The organism is Streptomyces sp. NPDC053665, from assembly GCF_055585285.1.
On record NZ_JBVJKK010000002.1, the window covers coordinates 348,201 to 363,590 of the forward strand.

General features: G+C 73.4%; 16 protein-coding genes and 1 pseudogene. 13 read left to right on the forward strand and 4 right to left on the reverse strand.

The genetic code is table 11. The features are described 5' to 3' along the window. Positions 1-2 precede the first annotated feature (2 nt). Positions 3-614 (reverse strand): TetR/AcrR family transcriptional regulator, encoded by a 612-nt coding sequence (locus ACZ6ZN_RS09125; RefSeq protein ID WP_469644510.1) that lies wholly within the window; start codon positions 612-614, stop codon positions 3-5. Between the two features lie 101 nt (positions 615-715). Between ACZ6ZN_RS09125 and ACZ6ZN_RS09130 the strand changes: the two are divergent. Continuing rightward, a pseudogene (locus ACZ6ZN_RS09130) lies at positions 716-1,747 on the forward strand (aldo/keto reductase); the annotation flags it as partial. 159 nt (positions 1,748-1,906) lie between these two features. Here the strand turns inward: ACZ6ZN_RS09130 and ACZ6ZN_RS09135 are convergent. Further along, positions 1,907-2,227, reverse strand: a complete 321-nt coding sequence (locus tag ACZ6ZN_RS09135; RefSeq protein ID WP_451879226.1) for a hypothetical protein — start codon at positions 2,225-2,227, stop codon at positions 1,907-1,909. A gap of 225 nt (positions 2,228-2,452) precedes the next feature. Here ACZ6ZN_RS09135 and ACZ6ZN_RS09140 point away from each other — a divergent pair, with 225 nt between their 5' ends. The 9 genes from ACZ6ZN_RS09140 to ACZ6ZN_RS09180 all read left to right on the forward strand — a co-directional run bounded on the left by ACZ6ZN_RS09140 (position 2,453) and on the right by ACZ6ZN_RS09180 (position 10,935). After that, a complete protein-coding gene (locus ACZ6ZN_RS09140; protein ID WP_398111238.1) occupies positions 2,453-2,812 on the forward strand; it encodes an arsenate reductase family protein in 360 nt (119 codons plus the stop codon). Positions 2,813-2,931: 119 nt separating this feature from the next. After that, complete coding sequence (locus ACZ6ZN_RS09145; RefSeq protein WP_469644514.1) at positions 2,932-3,666, forward strand: RlpA-like double-psi beta-barrel domain-containing protein; 735 nt, start codon at positions 2,932-2,934, stop codon at positions 3,664-3,666. A 328-nt stretch (positions 3,667-3,994) separates the two neighbouring features. Continuing rightward, complete coding sequence (glnII, locus tag ACZ6ZN_RS09150) at positions 3,995-5,026, forward strand: glutamine synthetase (RefSeq protein ID WP_398111241.1); 1,032 nt, start codon at positions 3,995-3,997, stop codon at positions 5,024-5,026. 126 nt (positions 5,027-5,152) lie between these two features. Next, positions 5,153-5,275 carry a hypothetical protein gene (locus ACZ6ZN_RS09155; RefSeq protein ID WP_398111242.1) on the forward strand — a complete coding sequence of 41 codons (123 nt, stop codon included), beginning with the start codon at positions 5,153-5,155 and terminating at the stop codon, positions 5,273-5,275. Between the two features lie 119 nt (positions 5,276-5,394). Next, complete coding sequence (locus ACZ6ZN_RS09160; RefSeq protein ID WP_469644518.1) at positions 5,395-5,985, forward strand: winged helix-turn-helix domain-containing protein; 591 nt, start codon at positions 5,395-5,397, stop codon at positions 5,983-5,985. Positions 5,986-6,184: 199 nt separating this feature from the next. Then, positions 6,185-7,186 carry an NAD-dependent epimerase/dehydratase family protein gene (locus ACZ6ZN_RS09165; RefSeq protein WP_469644521.1) on the forward strand — a complete coding sequence of 334 codons (1,002 nt, stop codon included), beginning with the start codon at positions 6,185-6,187 and terminating at the stop codon, positions 7,184-7,186. A 100-nt stretch (positions 7,187-7,286) separates the two neighbouring features. Then, entirely contained in the window at positions 7,287-8,546 is a 1,260-nt protein-coding gene (locus ACZ6ZN_RS09170) for a sensor histidine kinase (RefSeq protein ID WP_469644524.1), read from the forward strand. After that, complete coding sequence (locus ACZ6ZN_RS09175) at positions 8,537-9,190, forward strand: LuxR C-terminal-related transcriptional regulator (RefSeq protein WP_398111246.1); 654 nt, start codon at positions 8,537-8,539, stop codon at positions 9,188-9,190. Before ACZ6ZN_RS09170 ends, ACZ6ZN_RS09175 begins: the two co-directional genes overlap by 10 nt. Before the next feature lie 203 nt (positions 9,191-9,393). Further along, complete coding sequence (locus tag ACZ6ZN_RS09180) at positions 9,394-10,935, forward strand: DUF1996 domain-containing protein (RefSeq protein ID WP_398111247.1); 1,542 nt, start codon at positions 9,394-9,396, stop codon at positions 10,933-10,935. A gap of 77 nt (positions 10,936-11,012) precedes the next feature. On the opposite strand, the gene ACZ6ZN_RS09185 is transcribed toward ACZ6ZN_RS09180, so the two are convergent. After that, complete coding sequence (locus ACZ6ZN_RS09185; RefSeq protein WP_398111248.1) at positions 11,013-11,444, reverse strand: hypothetical protein; 432 nt, start codon at positions 11,442-11,444, stop codon at positions 11,013-11,015. A gap of 164 nt (positions 11,445-11,608) precedes the next feature. On the opposite strand from ACZ6ZN_RS09185, the gene ACZ6ZN_RS09190 reads away from it, so the two are divergent. From ACZ6ZN_RS09190 to ACZ6ZN_RS09200, 3 genes are all read left to right on the forward strand, one after another. Continuing rightward, the gene (locus tag ACZ6ZN_RS09190) at positions 11,609-12,136 is read left to right on the forward strand and encodes a tetratricopeptide repeat protein (RefSeq protein ID WP_469644527.1); all 528 of its coding nucleotides are present in this window, start codon (positions 11,609-11,611) and stop codon (positions 12,134-12,136) included. A 48-nt stretch (positions 12,137-12,184) separates the two neighbouring features. Beyond that, positions 12,185-14,146 (forward strand): hypothetical protein, encoded by a 1,962-nt coding sequence (locus ACZ6ZN_RS09195; RefSeq protein WP_469644530.1) that lies wholly within the window; start codon positions 12,185-12,187, stop codon positions 14,144-14,146. A gap of 93 nt (positions 14,147-14,239) precedes the next feature. Then, complete coding sequence (locus tag ACZ6ZN_RS09200; RefSeq protein WP_469644532.1) at positions 14,240-14,929, forward strand: TetR/AcrR family transcriptional regulator; 690 nt, start codon at positions 14,240-14,242, stop codon at positions 14,927-14,929. A gap of 6 nt (positions 14,930-14,935) precedes the next feature. On the opposite strand, the gene ACZ6ZN_RS09205 is transcribed toward ACZ6ZN_RS09200, so the two are convergent. Beyond that, on the reverse strand, positions 14,936-15,292 hold the full coding sequence (locus ACZ6ZN_RS09205) for a 5-carboxymethyl-2-hydroxymuconate Delta-isomerase (protein WP_469644535.1): 357 nt from the start codon (positions 15,290-15,292) through the stop codon (positions 14,936-14,938). Positions 15,293-15,390: the final 98 nt, after the last annotated feature.

The following is a 15,390-nucleotide window of genomic DNA, read 5'->3' on the forward strand; positions in this document are numbered from 1 at the left end:
CGTCACGGGCGTACGAACACCCCGGCCCGGGCCGCCGTGGCCGCCGCCTCGGCGGCCCGGACGGCCATCGCCTCGTCCAGCCGGCCTCCGCTGATCAGCAGGTGGTAGTAGAGCGGGGCGGACACCGCGCGGATCACCTCGTGCGGGTCGGTGCCCTCGGGCACCTCGCCCCGGTCTGCGGCCTGCCGCACGCACGGGGCCCACTCCCGGACGCGGACGTCGTAGAAGCGGTGCAGGGCGGCCGCCGTCCGGGGGTCGCCGGTCGCCGCGGCGATCAGCGCCTTGAACAGGGGCCCCTGCCGGGGGTCCGTCAGGGTGCGCTGCACGAGCCGGGCGTTGGCGGTGAGGTCGCCGAGCAGGGTCCCGGTCTCGGTGCGCGGAGCCGACTGCTCGGCCATGTCCGCCAGGAGGTCCGCCACCAGCCCGGTCACCGTGCCCCAGCGGCGGTACACGGTCGTCTTGCCCACTCCGGCGCGGCGGGCGATGTCGGCGAGGTCCAGCCCGGTGACGCCGGACTCGGTGAGGGCGTCCTCCGCGGCCCGCAGCACCGATTCCCGGACCCGCGCGGTGCGTCCCCCGGGCCGCACGGTCCCCGGTTCGCCCCCGTCAGCCATAACGGTACTCCTGTTCCATTAGCCAATGCCTCCTGCTACTTTAGTGACCACTAATGGAACCGCAGAACCGTTAGGGCGGGTCTGCAGCGAGAGGGGCGGACATGGAACACAGGCGACTGGGCGCGTCCGGGCTCATGGTCCCGGCGCTGAGCTTCGGGGCGGGCACCTTCGGCGGGAGCGGCCCGCTGTTCGGCGCGTGGGGCACGACCGACGCGCGGGAGGCGCGCCGGATGGTGGACATCTGCCTGGAGGCGGGCATCACGATGTTCGACACCGCCGACGTCTACTCCGGCGGCGCCTCCGAGGAGGTGCTCGGGGCGGCTCTGGAGGGCCGCCGGGACGAGGTGATCATCTCCACCAAGACGAGCCTGCCGATGGGCGACGGGCCCACCGACGCCGGCTCCTCGCGCTCCCGGCTGATCCGCGCCTGCGAGGACGCCCTGCGCAGGCTGCGCACCGACCGCATCGACCTGTTCCAGCTGCACGCCTTCGACGCCGGGACGCCGGTGGAGGAGGTCATGGACGCGCTCGCGTCACTGGTGCGGGCGGGCAAGGTGCGCTACACCGGCGTCTCCAACTTCTCGGGCTGGCAGGTGATGAAGTCACTGGCCGTCGCGGAGCGGCAGGGGCACCCGCGCCACGTGGCCCACCAGGTGTACTACTCGCTGATCGGCCGCGACTACGAGTGGGAGCTGATGCCGCTCGCGCTCGACCAGGGCCTGGGCGCGATCGTCTGGAGCCCGCTGGGCTGGGGCCGCCTCACCGGCCGCATCCGCCGCGGCAGCCCGTTGCCGCCCGGCAGCCGGCTGCACCGCACCGCCGACTTCGGCCCGCCGGTCCGCACGGAGCACCTCTACGACGTGGTCGACGTACTGGACGAGATCGCCGGGGAGACGGGGAAGGCGGTCCCGCAGATCGCCCTCAACTGGCTGCTCGGCAGGCCCACGGTGTCCTCCGTCATCATCGGCGCCCGCGACGAGCGGCAGCTGCGGCAGAACCTCGGCGCCGTCGGCTGGAGCCTCACCCCCGAGCAGGTGGCCCGGCTCGACGCGGTGAGCCACCGACCGGCGCCCTACCCCTACTTCCCCTACGAGCGCCAGGAGGGGTTCGCCCGGCTGAACCCGCCGGTGGTCCCGGCGCCGGGCCGGGCCGGGCCGCGTGAGCACGCGCAGGGGCCCGTGGTCCGGGGCGTGCGGGCAAGCGAGCGGACGCCGGACAGCCTCCGCTCCGGGGCCGCGAGCGGGCGCCGGGCACCCCCGGATCGGGGTTCCCGGCGCCCGGAGCGCGGCGGTTCAGCGGGCGTAGCGCATGAGCGCGCGCACCATGTGGCACGTCGTGTCCGACGGCGGGTGGACGCCGATCAGTTCCGCCGCGTCGCGGATCGTCTCGTTGCGCGCCTGGCCCGGCATGTGGACGCCGGAGTCGAGCAGGGCGATGGCCAGCCGCATCGCCTTGAGGCGCCGGTTGTGCGCCACGTACCACTCCCGCGGCCGGCCGGGCGGCAGCGGCCGCTTCTCCACGGGGGCGTACGGCAGGTCGAGCAGGACGGGACGCTTCGCGGTGGACTGGGTGGGCAGCGGCTTGGACTTCGGCTTCAGAGCGGCAGCGGGCACAGGCATCCTCCTGTCGCGGTCGGGTGACCCCGGGACTTCCGCACCCCGGCGCCACCCTCGAACACTGCTTCCAGTGTACCGCCGGGCACTGACAACGGGGAGTGCGCACAGCCCGTCAAATGCGCAGGTGAGGGCGGGAATTGACACTTCGGCACGGCAGGTTCGGGAGAGGCTGCTGAGGCGTCAGAAAATCGAACAGAGGGCGGTGCGCGTACTGTGCTGCCCATGGAGATCTGGATCAACCCGGCCTGTTCGAAGTGCCGCAGTGCCGTGCAGCTGCTCGACGCCGAGGGCGCCGACTACACCGTCCGCCGCTACCTGGAGGACGTGCCGAGCGAGGACGAGATCCGCGAGGTGCTGACGCGGCTCGGACTCGAACCGTGGGACATCACCCGCACCGCGGAGGCCGCCGCCAAGGAGCTCGGCCTCAAGGACTGGCCCCGCGAGGCCGGTTCGCGCGACCGGTGGATCGCGGCGCTCGCCGAGCACCCCAAGCTGATCCAGCGCCCGATCATCACCGCGGACGACGGCACGGCGGTCGTGGCCCGGACCGACGAGGCCGTACGGGACGCCCTGTCGCGTTGACCCCGCCCCCCACCGGGTGTGGTGCAGGTCACTCGGCCGACTCCTGCGACCGCTGAGCAACCCCGTTCGGTATCTCGTACATAGCGGCGTACGCTCCCCTACCTCTTCAGGAGGCGCGCATGTCGCGCAGGAGAACTCTCGGCACGAACAAGACGATCGCGCTGCTGGTCGGCGCGGCGGCGGTGGCGGGAGGCGGGGCCTTCGTCATGGCGAGCACGTCGAACGCCGCGCCGACCCCCAAGTCCGCGTCGGAGTCGACCGTCTGCCTCGGTCTCGCCACGGCCCTGGGCAACAACCAGAAGTTCATCGCGGACCAGCGGGCCAATCCGGACGCCCAGTCCGAGGCGCGGATCGCCAACCGCGAGGCGGTCGTCGCGGAGATCAAGCGGAAGCAGGAGGCGTCGGGGTGCGCGGTCGGGGAGTCGGCTCAGGACTCCCAAGCCGCGCAGCCCTCGCAGCCCGCTCAGGGCGGTCAGCAGGCCGGCGGTGGCCAGCAGGCCGGCGGTGGCCAGCAGGCCGGCGGCGGTCAGCAGGCCGGGGGCGCGCAGCCCTCGCAGCCGGCCGCCTCCGCACCCGCGGCGAACCCCGGCGGCGGTGCCGCGGCCGGCCGGCAGGTGTGCAACGGCTCCACGGTCACGCTCTCCGGTGAGGGCGGTGCGCCCGCCGCGTCCAGCAACCAGTTCCCGGCCGGCACGAAGCTGAAGGTCACCAACCTGGACAACAACAAGTCCACGACGGTGGAGGTCACTTCGGTCTCCGGCAGCTGCGTCCTGCTGAACAACGCGGCTTTCGAACAGGTCCGTGAGTCCGGCAAGTTCCTGATCCGCCGGGCCGTGATCGAGAAGGTGGGGTGAGGCCGGACGACCGGACAGGTCCCTGAGGCGGCGGCCCACCCCTCGGCCGCCCCTCGTACGTGTCACCGGTCCTGCCACCCCCGGCCAGGGGTGGCAGGACCGGCGCGCGTGAGGGCCGTGCGGCCCATGCGGCCCGTGCACCGGCTCGACGGAGGGGAGCCGGTGCACGGCGCCACCGGGACGACCGGGTAACACGGGGTTCACACCCGGGCAACGGCCGGGTAATCGCCGGTTGCCAGGCTGCCGGGCAGCACCTCGCGGCGCCTCAGTGCGGCAGCGCCGCAGCACCCGCGATACGCGCCCGGACACACCCCGAAGGAAGTGGCCCGTGACCTTCAAGGCTGAGTACATCTGGATCGACGGCACCGAACCGACGGCCAAGCTGCGGTCCAAGACCAGGATCATCCCTGGTTCGCCCGCCGGTCTGGACGCGCTGCCGATCTGGGGCTTCGACGGGTCCTCCACCAACCAGGCCGAGGGCCACTCCTCGGACTGCGTCCTGCGGCCGGTCTTCACCTGTCCCGACCCGATCCGCGGCGGCGAGGACGTGCTGGTCCTGTGCGAGGTGCTGAACATCGACCTCACCCCGCACCCCACCAACACGCGGGCGGCGCTGGCCGAGGTGGCCGAGAGGTTCGCGGCGCAGGAACCGATCTTCGGCATCGAGCAGGAGTACACGTTCTTCAAGGACGGCTACCCCCTCGGCTTCCCCAAGGGCGGCTTCCCGGCCCCCCAGGGCGGCTACTACTGCGGGGTCGGCGCCGACGAGATCTTCGGCCGGGACGTCGTCGAGGCGCACCTCGACAACTGCCTCAAGGCCGGCCTCGGCCTGTCCGGCATCAACGCCGAGGTCATGCCCGGCCAGTGGGAGTTCCAGGTCGGCCCGCTGGCGCCGCTGGAGGTCTCCGACCAGCTGTGGGTGGCCCGCTGGCTGCTCTACCGCACCGCCGAGGACTTCGACGTCGCCGCCACCCTCGACCCCAAGCCGGTCAAGGGCGACTGGAACGGCGCCGGTGCGCACACCAACTTCTCCACCAAGGCGATGCGCGAGTCCTACGACGCGATCATCACCGCCTGCGAGTCGCTCGGCGAGGGCTCCAAGCCGCTCGACCACGTCAAGAACTACGGCGCCGGCATCGACGACCGTCTGACCGGCCTGCACGAGACCGCCCCCTGGGACAAGTACTCCTACGGCGTCTCGGACCGCGGCGCCTCGGTGCGCATCCCGTGGCAGGTCGAGAAGGACGGCAAGGGCTACATCGAGGACCGCCGCCCCAACGCCAACGTCGACCCGTACGTGGTGACGCGTCTGCTGGTCGACACGTGCTGCGCGGCGCTGGAGAAGGCCGGCCAGGTCTGACCGGCCCGTCGACCGGCTCCCCGGGGGCGCCCACCCGCGTGGTGGGCGCCCCCTCGGCCGTCCGACGGGTGTCCGAGGGGTGAGAGAAGGTCCCTGCGTCGCGGGGACGTCTGCTTCAATGGGGCCATGGCCAGCTACCGGAAGAACGCCGCGACGGGTCGCCACGACCTCGAGCCCTTCTGGCCGTCCCGCCAGGACCACGACTTCGACCGGGTGTGTTGCCGCGCGACGAACGCGCAGGCCTGCTGAAGCCGCCCACACCCGGCCTCCGGCCAGCGCGAACCGCGTACGTCCCTCGGCGAGCCCGACCACGAACTCGCGGCCGCCGTCTCCCCGGCGAACTCCTCGCGCGAAAGAGCTGACCTCTCATGGCGACCACTCGTTCCCTGTCCCCCGCCGCCCCCTTCACCGCCTCCGCCGGCCACGGCCCCCGGCACCGGCTGCGCGCCGTCGACCGCGACGAGGTGCTGACCGTGGCCGACCTGCTGCCCCCGGGCGCCACCTGGCTCCCGGCACCGCAGCACACCCTGCCCACCCTGCCGGGACAGCCGCCGATGGTCGGCTACCTGGTGCTCGTCCCGGCCGACCAGCAGCCGCCGTTCCCGATGGCCGTGCCGGACCGGCCCGTCGCGGCGGAGTCCGGGGCGGCCCCCGGGCCGGGCGGTGACGCGCTGATCCGCGTCGACACCGTGCAGCGCACCGCGCAGGTGGCCGGACGGCCGCTGGACCTCACCTACCTGGAGTTCGAGCTGCTGGCCCATCTCGTCGCCCACCCGGGCCGGGTGCACACCCGCGACCAGCTGGTCGGCACGGTGTGGGGCTACGGGCACGTGGGCGACGGCCGCACGGTCGACGTCCATGTCGCGCGGCTGCGCCGCAAGCTGGGCGCGGAGTACCGCGACACGATCCGCACCGTGCGGCGCGTGGGCTACAAGTACGTGCCGCCGACGGGCCGTTGACGGCTCCTCCCGCGCCCCGCCCGGTCCCGCGCCCGCCCCGCCCTCGTGATCTGCCGGTCCCGTGATCGGCGGTCCCATCATCGGCCGGTCCCGTGATCGGCGGTCCCATCATCGGCCGTTCCCGCGAGCGGCCGTTCCCGCCTCTGCCGAGAGCAGATGACCGTTCCCCGGGGCCGCCCCACCGGGCACAGTGCACGGCATGAGACTGCTGATGCTGGGCGGGACGGAGTTCGTGGGGCGGGCCGTCGTGGAGACGGCCCTGGAGCGGGGCTGGGACGTGACCGTCTTCCACCGGGGACGGCACGACGCCCCGCCGGGCGCGCGGACGCTGCTCGGCGACCGGACCGCGCCCGGAGGCCTGGCCGCCCTGGCCGGGGACCCGGGCGAGTGGGACGCCGTCGTCGACACCTGGTCGGCGGCGCCCCGCGCGGTGGCGGACGCGGCACGGCTGCTGCGGGACCGCGCCGGGCGGTACGTGTACGTGTCGAGCTGCTCGGTGTACGCCTGGTCCCCGCCCGCCGGGTACGGCGAGGACGCCCCCCTGGTGCCGGGCGCCTCGGCCGAGGCGGAGCAGACGGACTACGCCCGGGACAAGCGCGGCGGTGAACTGGCCGTGCTGGACGCCTTCGGCGAGGACCGGTCGGTGCTCGTGCGGTCGGGCCTGATCCTCGGCCCGCACGAGAACATCGGCCGGCTGCCCTGGTGGCTGGCCAGGACCGCGCGCGGCGGCCCCGTCCTGGCCCCGGGACCGCGCGAACTGCCCTTGCAGTACGTGGACGTCCGCGACCTGGCCGCGTGGATCCTGCACGCGGCGCAGCGGCGGCTGAGCGGGCCGTACAACCTGGTCTCCCCGCAGGGGCACGCCACCATGGGCCGCCTGCTGGAGGCCTGCGCGCGGGTCACCGGCGGGCGGGCCGAGCTGCGCTGGACCGAGCCCGGGGCGATCCTCGACGCCGGCATCGAGCCGTGGACGCAGCTGCCGGTGTGGGTGCCGCCGGGCAGCGACCTGCACGACGCGCTGCACAGCGCGGACGTCTCCCGGGCGGTCGGGGCGGGGCTGGCCTGCCGGCCCGTGGAGGAGACGGTGGCGGACACCTGGCAGTGGCTCCGGGAGCGCGGGGGCACGGCCCCCCAGCGCCCCGACCGCCCCCGCCCGGGTCTCGACCCCGAGGTGGAGGCGAAGGTGCTCGGGAGCGGGTGAGCCGGCCCGCCGGCACCGGCCCGGGGGTGTAGGTAGCACCACCCCCGAGCCGGTGGCCCGGCCCCGTGACCGGGCCGCCGGGCTCGGCCAGACTGACGCCATGACCACCGACACGAAGAACGGCAACGGGCGGATCGACGGACGGCGCATCGGGCTCGCCGCCGTGCGCGGACTGGCGCTGGCCCTCGTCGGCCTGCCGGGGGCGGTGCTGTGCTTCTCCCTGTCCCTGCTCTCGATCGCGCTCATACCGATCGGCGTCGGGCTCGTCACGACGCCCTACGTGCTGGGGGGCGTCCGCGCGTTCGCGAACTGGCGGCGGTTGCTCGCGGCCGAGTGGGGCGGGGTGCGGATCCCGCCGGCGTACCGGCCGCTGCCGAAGGACGCCAACCCGTGGGCGCGCACCTTCGGGATGCTGCGCGACCCGGCGACCTGGCGGGACCTGGGATGGCTGCCGGTCGACATGACCGCGGGGTTCGTCACCGCGCTGCTCCCGGCCGTGCTGCTGCTGTACCCGCTGGAGGGGTTCGCGCTCGCCGTCGGCCTGTGGCGGGTCTTCCCCGACGGGTACTGGTACGGGTTCGTGCCGGTGACGGGGCAGGCGTCGGCCTTCGGCGCGGCGGCCCTGGCCCTGGTGCTGCTGTTCTTCGCGCACTTCTTCGCACCGCGCCTGCTGGACGTGCACTTCCGGCTGACCCGGGCCGTGCTCGGCGGCAGCCAGGAGGAACTGGCCGAGCGGGTGCGGGTGCTGACCGAGACCCGGCGCGACGCGGTCGACGCCTCCGCCGCCGAGCTGCGGCGCATCGAGCGGGACCTGCACGACGGGGCCCAGGCGCGTCTGGTCGCCGTCGGCATGGACCTGGGCACCATCGAGGTCCTGCTGGACAAGGACCCGGCCCAGGCCCGGCTGCTCGTCGCGCAGGCCCGCGCCTCCTCGGTCGAGGCCCTGGCCGAGCTGCGCGAGCTGGTGCGCGGCATCCACCCGCCGGTCCTCGCCGAACGCGGGCTGGGCGACGCGGTGCGGGCGCTGGCGCTGCGGCTGCCGGTGGCCACCGAGGTGAGCGTGGACCTGCCCGGGCGGGCGGAGGCACCGGTGGAGTCGGCCGCGTACTTCGCGGTGAGCGAGGTCCTCGCCAACGCCGTGAAGCACTCCGGCGCCGACCGGATCTGGATCGACCTGCACCGGGCGGACGGCATGCTGCGGGCGACCGTCACGGACAACGGCAGGGGCGGGGCGGTGGTCGGGGCCGGCTCGGGGCTGGCCGGGGTGGAACGGCGACTGGGTACATTCGACGGCGTCCTGGCCGTCAGCAGTCCCGTGGGCGGCCCCACCATGGTCACCATGGAGATCCCTTGCGCGTAGTCCTGGCCGAAGACCTGTTCCTGCTGCGCGACGGCCTGGTGCGGCTGCTGCAGGCGCACGGCTTCGAGATCGCGGCGGCCGTCGAGTCCGGGCCCGAACTGGCCGCCGCGCTGGCGGAACTCGACCCGGACGTCGCCGTGGTGGACGTGCGGCTGCCGCCGACGCACACCGACGAGGGCCTGCAGTGCGCGCTCGACGCCCGCCGCAGGCGACCCGGCCTTCCGGTGCTGGTGCTCTCCCAGCACGTGGAGCAGCTGTACGCCCGCGAACTGCTCGCCGACGGCAGCGGCGGGGTCGGCTATCTGCTGAAGGACCGGGTCTTCGACGCGGAGCAGTTCGTGGACGCGGTGCGGCGGGTGGCCGCCGGCGGGACGGCGATGGACCCGCAGGTCATCCAGCAGCTGCTGGCGCGGCAGTCCGGCGAGGACCGGCCGCTGGCGCGGCTGACGCCGCGGGAACGGGAGGTGCTGGAGCTGATGGCGCAGGGCCGGTCCAACGCGGCGATCGCCGGCAAGCTGGTCGTGACCGAGCGGGCCATCGCCAAGCACACCGCGAACATCTTCGCCAAGCTGGGCCTGGAGGTCTCGGACGACGACAACCGGCGCGTGCTGGCGGTCCTCGCGTATCTCGACCACGGCCGGTGACGCCGGACCGGCCCCCTCACCCTCGGTGCGGGATCGGCAACTCCCGGTTTCACAGCGGTTGTTGAGGGCACAGAGTCCTCACGAATCTCGCATCAATTCTCAGGACCCCTGAACACCTCGGGGGCGGCCTCCGTATGGAAGGGGGCCGCTTCACTCCTGTCGGGCGCCTCGATGCCCCCGAAAAAGGAAGTCAGAGGAGTTCCATGGGACGCAACACAAGAAAACGCCGTACGCCGCTGGCCACCAAGGCCATTGCCGCATCGGCGGCCCTAGCGCTCGGTGGGGGCGGGCTGATCTGGGCGAACTTCTACGCATCGGCGCACGAGTCGAACTCGGCGAACCGGACGAAGTCCGCGGGCTGGCAGATCGCCACGATCCAGTGCCCGGACGTCGGCCAGAAACTGACGTCGGTGCCCAACCGCGCCCGCCGGGGGGTGGACAAGGAGCTGGCGAACCTCGACAAGCAGATCAGTGAGGCGTACTCCCGGCTCGCCTCCACGCGCCGGGCGCAGGCCGGTGACCCGGGCTTCGTCGACAACGCCATCCTGGGCCCGCTCAGGTCGAAGCGGACCGCGGCCCTGGACCGTATCGGCATCAACATCCGGCGGGTGGGCGGCAAGGCCCCGCGCAACCTCGGTCAGCTGGCCAAGTGCCGCGGCATGGCCGCCGACGCCAACACCAACGACGGCGGGCAGAACGGCGGCCAGAACAACAACGGCGGCCAGGACCAGGGCCAGAACAACGGCGGCCAGAACGACGGCGGTCAGAACAACAACGGCGGGCAGAACGGCGGCCAGAACAACAACGGCGGCCAGGGCGGCAACGGTCCCGCGGCGGACGACTTCATCAAGATCGAGGACGTCCAGCCGAACAGCCGCAACCTGCCCAACGGCCTGCCGGCGAACGGCGACGGCGGCTCCACCGGCACCTTCACCACGTCCTGCGGCACCAACGAGAACGAGAACCGCAACTCGGACAACGTGATCGTGGCGCCCGGTGTCTCCAACGGCGCCAAGCACCAGCACGACTACGTCGGCAACCAGAGCAACAACGCCTTCGCGAGCGACGAGGACCTGGCCAACGCCCAGACCACCTGCCAGAACCAGGGCGACAAGTCCTCGTACTTCTGGCCGGTGCTGCGCATCCAGGACGGGTCGCAGGACATCGACCAGGGCCAGCCCGGCGGTGGTCAGGACGGCAACGTCGGCAAGATCGTCGAGCCGGCCGAGGCGCAGCTGAAGTTCGTCGGCAACCGGACGAGCGACGTCGTCGCCATGCCGAAGGCGCTGCGCATCATCACCGGTGACGCCAAGTCCCTCACCAACGGCCTGAACAACGCCAACACGGCCTGGAGCTGCACCGGCTTCGAGGACCGGCAGGTGACGGACAAGTACCCGATCTGCCCCGACGGCAGCTCCGTGGTGCGCACGTCCAACTTCCAGAGCTGCTGGGACGGCCAGAACATCGACAGCGCCAACCACCGCACCCACGTGGACTTCGTGGAGGCGGACGGCAGCTGCTCGAACGGCTTCAAGGCCATCCCCCAGCTCCAGGTCCGCCTGGTCTACGACATCCAGGCGCCGCAGATCGACAACGGCCAGGTGCAGAACGCCTTCGCGGTGGACTCCTTCCCGGAGCAGCTGCACAAGCCGATCACCGACCACAACGACTTCATCAACTTCTTCGACGAGAACCTGATGAACGAGATGGTCCAGTGCATCAACAGCGGTGAGGACTGCCAGTAGTCCCCGGCCGCACGAGAGAGCCGGCGGTGGGAATCCCCACCGCCGGCTCTCTCTCGTTCCGGCCGCCCCCGGTGTCCTCAGCCGTGGTGGCCGCCGCGGTTGTGGCTGCCGCCGGGGTTCATGTGTGCCGAGCCCTCCTCCATCGTGCCGCCGAGGGTGCCCTGCAGGGCCGTGACCGTCTTCTCCTGGCCCACGGCGACCCACTTGCGGCCGACGAGGTAGTAGCCGCCGTAGTCCTTGGCGCTGTTCAGCCACTCGCGCTGGCCCCGGTCGGTGGCGAAGGTGGCGAGGACGTACTTCTCCTTGCCCTTCCTGCACAGGGCCTGGCGGATGGTGTCCGCGTCGGTCTGCATGTTCGGCTTGCACTTGGCCTCGGCCGCGATGTGCTCCAGGCTGCCGGTCACCGCCTCCGGGACGGCCGCCTCGTCCTCGCCGCCCGTTCCGCAGCCGGCCAGCGCCAGTATCGCCACCGCGCCGCTCAGCGCGAGCATCGGTCGGGTCACCCTCATCTGTTCCTCCGGTCCTTGTGACGGCACGGTCCTGGTCACGGCACGGTCCGGACACATGCCGCACGGAGCCCCGGCACGAGGCTCTCGCCTTCGATACGGCTGCGGAGGCCGAAGCACTCAAAACCCACCTGCCCGCGGCGGCACTCCTGTGCGAGGGTGACCCGGTGGACCAGGACTGGGAAGAGCGCGTGAGCGCCCTGTGGGACCGTTTCGACGACTACGCCGAGACGGAGGAGGGCGAGGCCCGCTTCCGCGCCGACGTGGACGCCCTCGTCGCCGAACTGCCCGCCGGCAGCCCGCTCGGGCCGTTCGAGCAGGCCTGCGCCTGGGACTCCACCGGCCGCTCCGACCTGGCGGTGCCGCTGTACCGGGAGGCGCTGCGGCGCGGCCTGCCCGGCGTCAGCCGCTACAAGGCCCGCCGGACGAAGATCCAGCTGGCCAGCTCCCTGCGCAACATCGGGCGCGCCGATGAGGGCGTGGCGCTGCTGACGCCGGAACTGGACGCGCCCTCCGACGAGCTGGACGATCCGGTGCGGGCCGTCCTCGCCCTGTGCCTGTCGAGTCTGGGCCGTGACCGCGAGGCGCTGTCGCTGGTGCTGGGCGCGCTCGCCCCGCACCTGCCGCGCTACCAGCGGTCGGTGACGCACTACGCCCGGCTGCTCGTGGAGCCCGCCGGGTCCCCCGGGGTGTGACGCTCCGCAGTCAGGTGACCAACCGCCGATTCGCTCGTTCTGCTGAACGTGCAGTCACAGGATGTCGCCCAGCGCCCCGCACCCTCCTCCCCCGCCGGCCCGGTCGTCGACGTCGAGCAGGCCGAGGCCGCCCTCGTCGAGCACTACCCCCGACTGGTCCGCCTGGCCTATCTGGTGCTGCCTCCGCGCCTGGGCCGCAGCAGGCGCGTCCTGACCGCACACGCCCTCACCCAGCGCGCGCTGCCCCGCAACCGCACGGCCTCACCGGTGATCCCGGCCCAGTCCGGGGGCGCCGGCCCCGTGAGCGGAGCCGCACACCGGGCGAGCGGCCGGGACGGCGACCCGGGCTACGCCCTCGTCCGGCTCCAGGTGCTGCGCACGGCGCTGGAGGCGGGGCTGCCCCTGCGGTTCGGGGCGTGGCCCAAGCGGGCGCAGCTGCCCGCGCTGCTGCCGCAGGTGTGGGGCCTGAAGCTGTTCCCGCGCTCCGGCGGGGCCGACGAACTCGCTCTGGACCAGCGGCTGTCCAGCCTGTCCGGCCCGGCCCGGGCGGTGTACGCGCTGCGCGGTCTGGAGCGGCTGACCGACGAGGGCGTGTGCGAGGTCCTCGCGGCGGCCGGCGCCGCCGACCCCGAGGGCGCCCTGCGCGAGGCGGACGCGGTGCCGGCCCGGTACGGCCTGCTCGAGTCGCCCGAGTTCGACCCCTGCTCGCTCCAGGCCCGCCCCACCGACCTGATGCGCCGCCGCCAGCACCTGAAGGCCGCCCTGGCCGCCGGTGCCGCCCTGCTGGTCTGCGGGGCGCTGCTCGGGCTGCCCGGTGAGGGCTGGGGCCCCGACGGCGCCGCGGCACCGCCGTACGCGCGCAATCCGGCCGCCCAGGCCGCCCTCGACCCGGCGAAGCTGACCAGGGTCTCCCCCGACGCGTGGCGCAGCTCGGCGCGCACCGACTTCTCCGTGTGGCCCGCGCGCGGTGACCTCACCGGGGACGAGGCCCTGCTGCGCCGCGCCCTGGCGGTGTGGGCCCGCCCGGGCGGGACGGTCCAGGTCTCGGCGACACCGGGCACTCCGTCCGGCGGCCCGGCCGGCCCCCCGCAGTTGCTGTTCGCCGGGACGGTGGACGCGGCCCGCGTGGTGATCCTCCACGACGGGCTGCGCATCGCCCGGTACGCCGAGCCGAAGGACGGCACCCAAGGCGCGGCCCTCGACTTCGCCCGGGTCGACGGCGCCGGCCGGGCCGAGTCGGGCGCGGTGGTCCTGGGCCGGGCCGACGGCAACGTCCGCTATCTGACGGCCCCCTGGGTGAGGAAGGCGGGCGAGCGGGATCTGATGAAGCCCGCCTCCGGGGCCATGGACCTGGCCCTGACCGACGGGGTGACCGCGCCGCTGGCCAGCCCGGCGCTGCGGTCGGGGCCGTGCACGTCCTGGAACGTGCTGCAACTGTCCGACGGCACCGGCACGCGGCTGCTGACCGACCTCGGCGAGCTGGTCCCGGCGCGGCTGACCGCCGGGCGGCCGGGCTCCCCGGGTGAGGCGTCCCGGCCCGCCGCCCTGGCCGGCTGGGCGCCGTTCGCCTGCTCGCTGGGCACGCTGCGGTCCGCCGGGGTGCGCGGCGTCAACGCCTGGGCGTTCAACGAGCAGCGGCTGCCCGACGGGAGCGGCTCGGCGGTGTGGGTGTGCACCCGGGCCGAGACCTGGCGCGGGGGCGGTGCGCGGGTGCTCGCACAGTTCCACACGCCGGGCGGAGCCTACGGGGCGGTCACGGCGAAGGCCGAGAACGTCCCGGCCTGCGGGGCGCGCGAGCCGCACGTGCTGGCCGGGGTGCTGTGGAAGTCGGAGGCGGGTGACTGGTACCTGCTGGCCGCCGGCAGCCGGGACACGGCGTCGATCCGGGCCACCGGCGGGGTCGAGGGGGCGGCGCGCGGCAGTTCGCTGACCGTGCCCGCCGCACAGGGGGCGCAGGCCGAGCTGAAGGGGACGCTGAAGGACGGCCGTTCCGTCGGCGGGCTGCGCTGACGAGCGGCTTCCCGGGGCGTCGGCGGCACGTCGGCGGACATCCGCGCTCGGTCCGGCCCGTTCGAGGCCGGATTCGATCGGTAAGGTGTTCGTATGACTACCGGGGTTCGCCGCAGGATGGGAGTCGAGGAGCGGCGGCAGCAGTTGATCGGCGTCGCCCTCGAACTGTTCAGCCGCCGCTCGCCCGACGATGTCTCCATCGACGAGATAGCGTCGGCCGCGGGCATCTCGCGGCCGCTGGTGTACCACTACTTCCCCGGCAAACTCAGCCTGTACGAGGCCGCGTTGAAGCGGGCGTCGGACGATCTCGCGGGCCGGTTCGTGGAGCCGCACGAGGGTCCGCTCGGGGCTCGGCTGCTGCGCGTGATGCGCCGCTACTTCGACTTCGTGGACGAGCACGGGCCCGGATTCTCGGCCCTGATGCGCGGTGGTCCGGCTGTCGGCTCGTCGACGACCAACGCACTCGTCGACTCCGTACGGCAGGCCGCGTATGTCCAGATCCTTTCGCACCTGGGCGTGACGGATCCGCCCGCGCGGCTGGAACTGGTGGTGCGGTCGTGGATCTCGCTGGCCGAGTCGACGGCACTGATCTGGCTGGACGGGCGGCGCATCCCGCGCGAGGAACTGGAGCCCCAGCTGGTCAACGACTTCGCCGCGCTCGCCGCCGTCAGCGCCGCCTACGACGAGGAGATGACGCAGCTGCTGCGCACGGCCCTCAAGGACGAGCCGGCCGACGGCCCGTTCGCGCACCTGGTCGGCCGGCTGGTCGCCCTGGCGGGCTGAGCGGGCTCAGCTCTCGTGCTTGGCGTAGGACGGGTCGAGGTCGCGGACCTCGGCGGAGGCGTGCAGGGCGAGACCGGCGGGCTGCTTCAGATGCGTCCGCAGCGCCTCCAGCGCGGCCTCGGTGAGCCGCGCCTTGGTCTCGTCGGTGCGGCCGGCGAGCAGCGCGATGTGCACGTGGACGTGGGCGTGGCCCTCGCTCTCGGGGCCGACCACGATGTCCTCGGTGCGGCGGAAGCGGGTCTTGCACGCGGGCGGTCGCGCGGCCGCGATCTCGACCGTCGCCTCGTGCAGCGCCCTGGCGAACCCGGGCCGGTCGAAACCGTCCGCGAGGTCGGCGGAATAGTCGACGGTGATCTGCGGCATCAGCACTCCTGTTCCGGGTGGGTGTGCTCACCCTAGGGCCTGTCGCTCGGATCAGGTCGGCCGAAAGTGACTGTGCCTGTCGGCCGACCCGAGCGGGG

What these genes read in the sequence shown, in the direction of transcription:
- ACZ6ZN_RS09125 (WP_469644510.1), bottom strand. Translation starts at nt 614, where the DNA reads ATGGCTGACGGGGGCGAACCGGGGACCGTGCGGCCCGGGGGACGCACC.
- ACZ6ZN_RS09140 (WP_398111238.1), top strand. Translation starts at nt 2,453, where the DNA reads ATGGAGATCTGGATCAACCCGGCCTGTTCGAAGTGCCGCAGTGCCGTG.
- ACZ6ZN_RS09145 (WP_469644514.1), top strand. Translation starts at nt 2,932, where the DNA reads ATGTCGCGCAGGAGAACTCTCGGCACGAACAAGACGATCGCGCTGCTG.
- ACZ6ZN_RS09155 (WP_398111242.1), top strand. Translation starts at nt 5,153, where the DNA reads ATGGCCAGCTACCGGAAGAACGCCGCGACGGGTCGCCACGACCTCGAG.
- ACZ6ZN_RS09160 (WP_469644518.1), top strand. Translation starts at nt 5,395, where the DNA reads ATGGCGACCACTCGTTCCCTGTCCCCCGCCGCCCCCTTCACCGCCTCC.
- ACZ6ZN_RS09165 (WP_469644521.1), top strand. Translation starts at nt 6,185, where the DNA reads ATGAGACTGCTGATGCTGGGCGGGACGGAGTTCGTGGGGCGGGCCGTC.
- ACZ6ZN_RS09170 (WP_469644524.1), top strand. Translation starts at nt 7,287, where the DNA reads ATGACCACCGACACGAAGAACGGCAACGGGCGGATCGACGGACGGCGC.
- ACZ6ZN_RS09180 (WP_398111247.1), top strand. Translation starts at nt 9,394, where the DNA reads ATGGGACGCAACACAAGAAAACGCCGTACGCCGCTGGCCACCAAGGCC.
- ACZ6ZN_RS09185 (WP_398111248.1), bottom strand. Translation starts at nt 11,444, where the DNA reads ATGAGGGTGACCCGACCGATGCTCGCGCTGAGCGGCGCGGTGGCGATA.
- ACZ6ZN_RS09200 (WP_469644532.1), top strand. Translation starts at nt 14,240, where the DNA reads ATGACTACCGGGGTTCGCCGCAGGATGGGAGTCGAGGAGCGGCGGCAG.
- ACZ6ZN_RS09205 (WP_469644535.1), bottom strand. Translation starts at nt 15,292, where the DNA reads ATGCCGCAGATCACCGTCGACTATTCCGCCGACCTCGCGGACGGTTTC.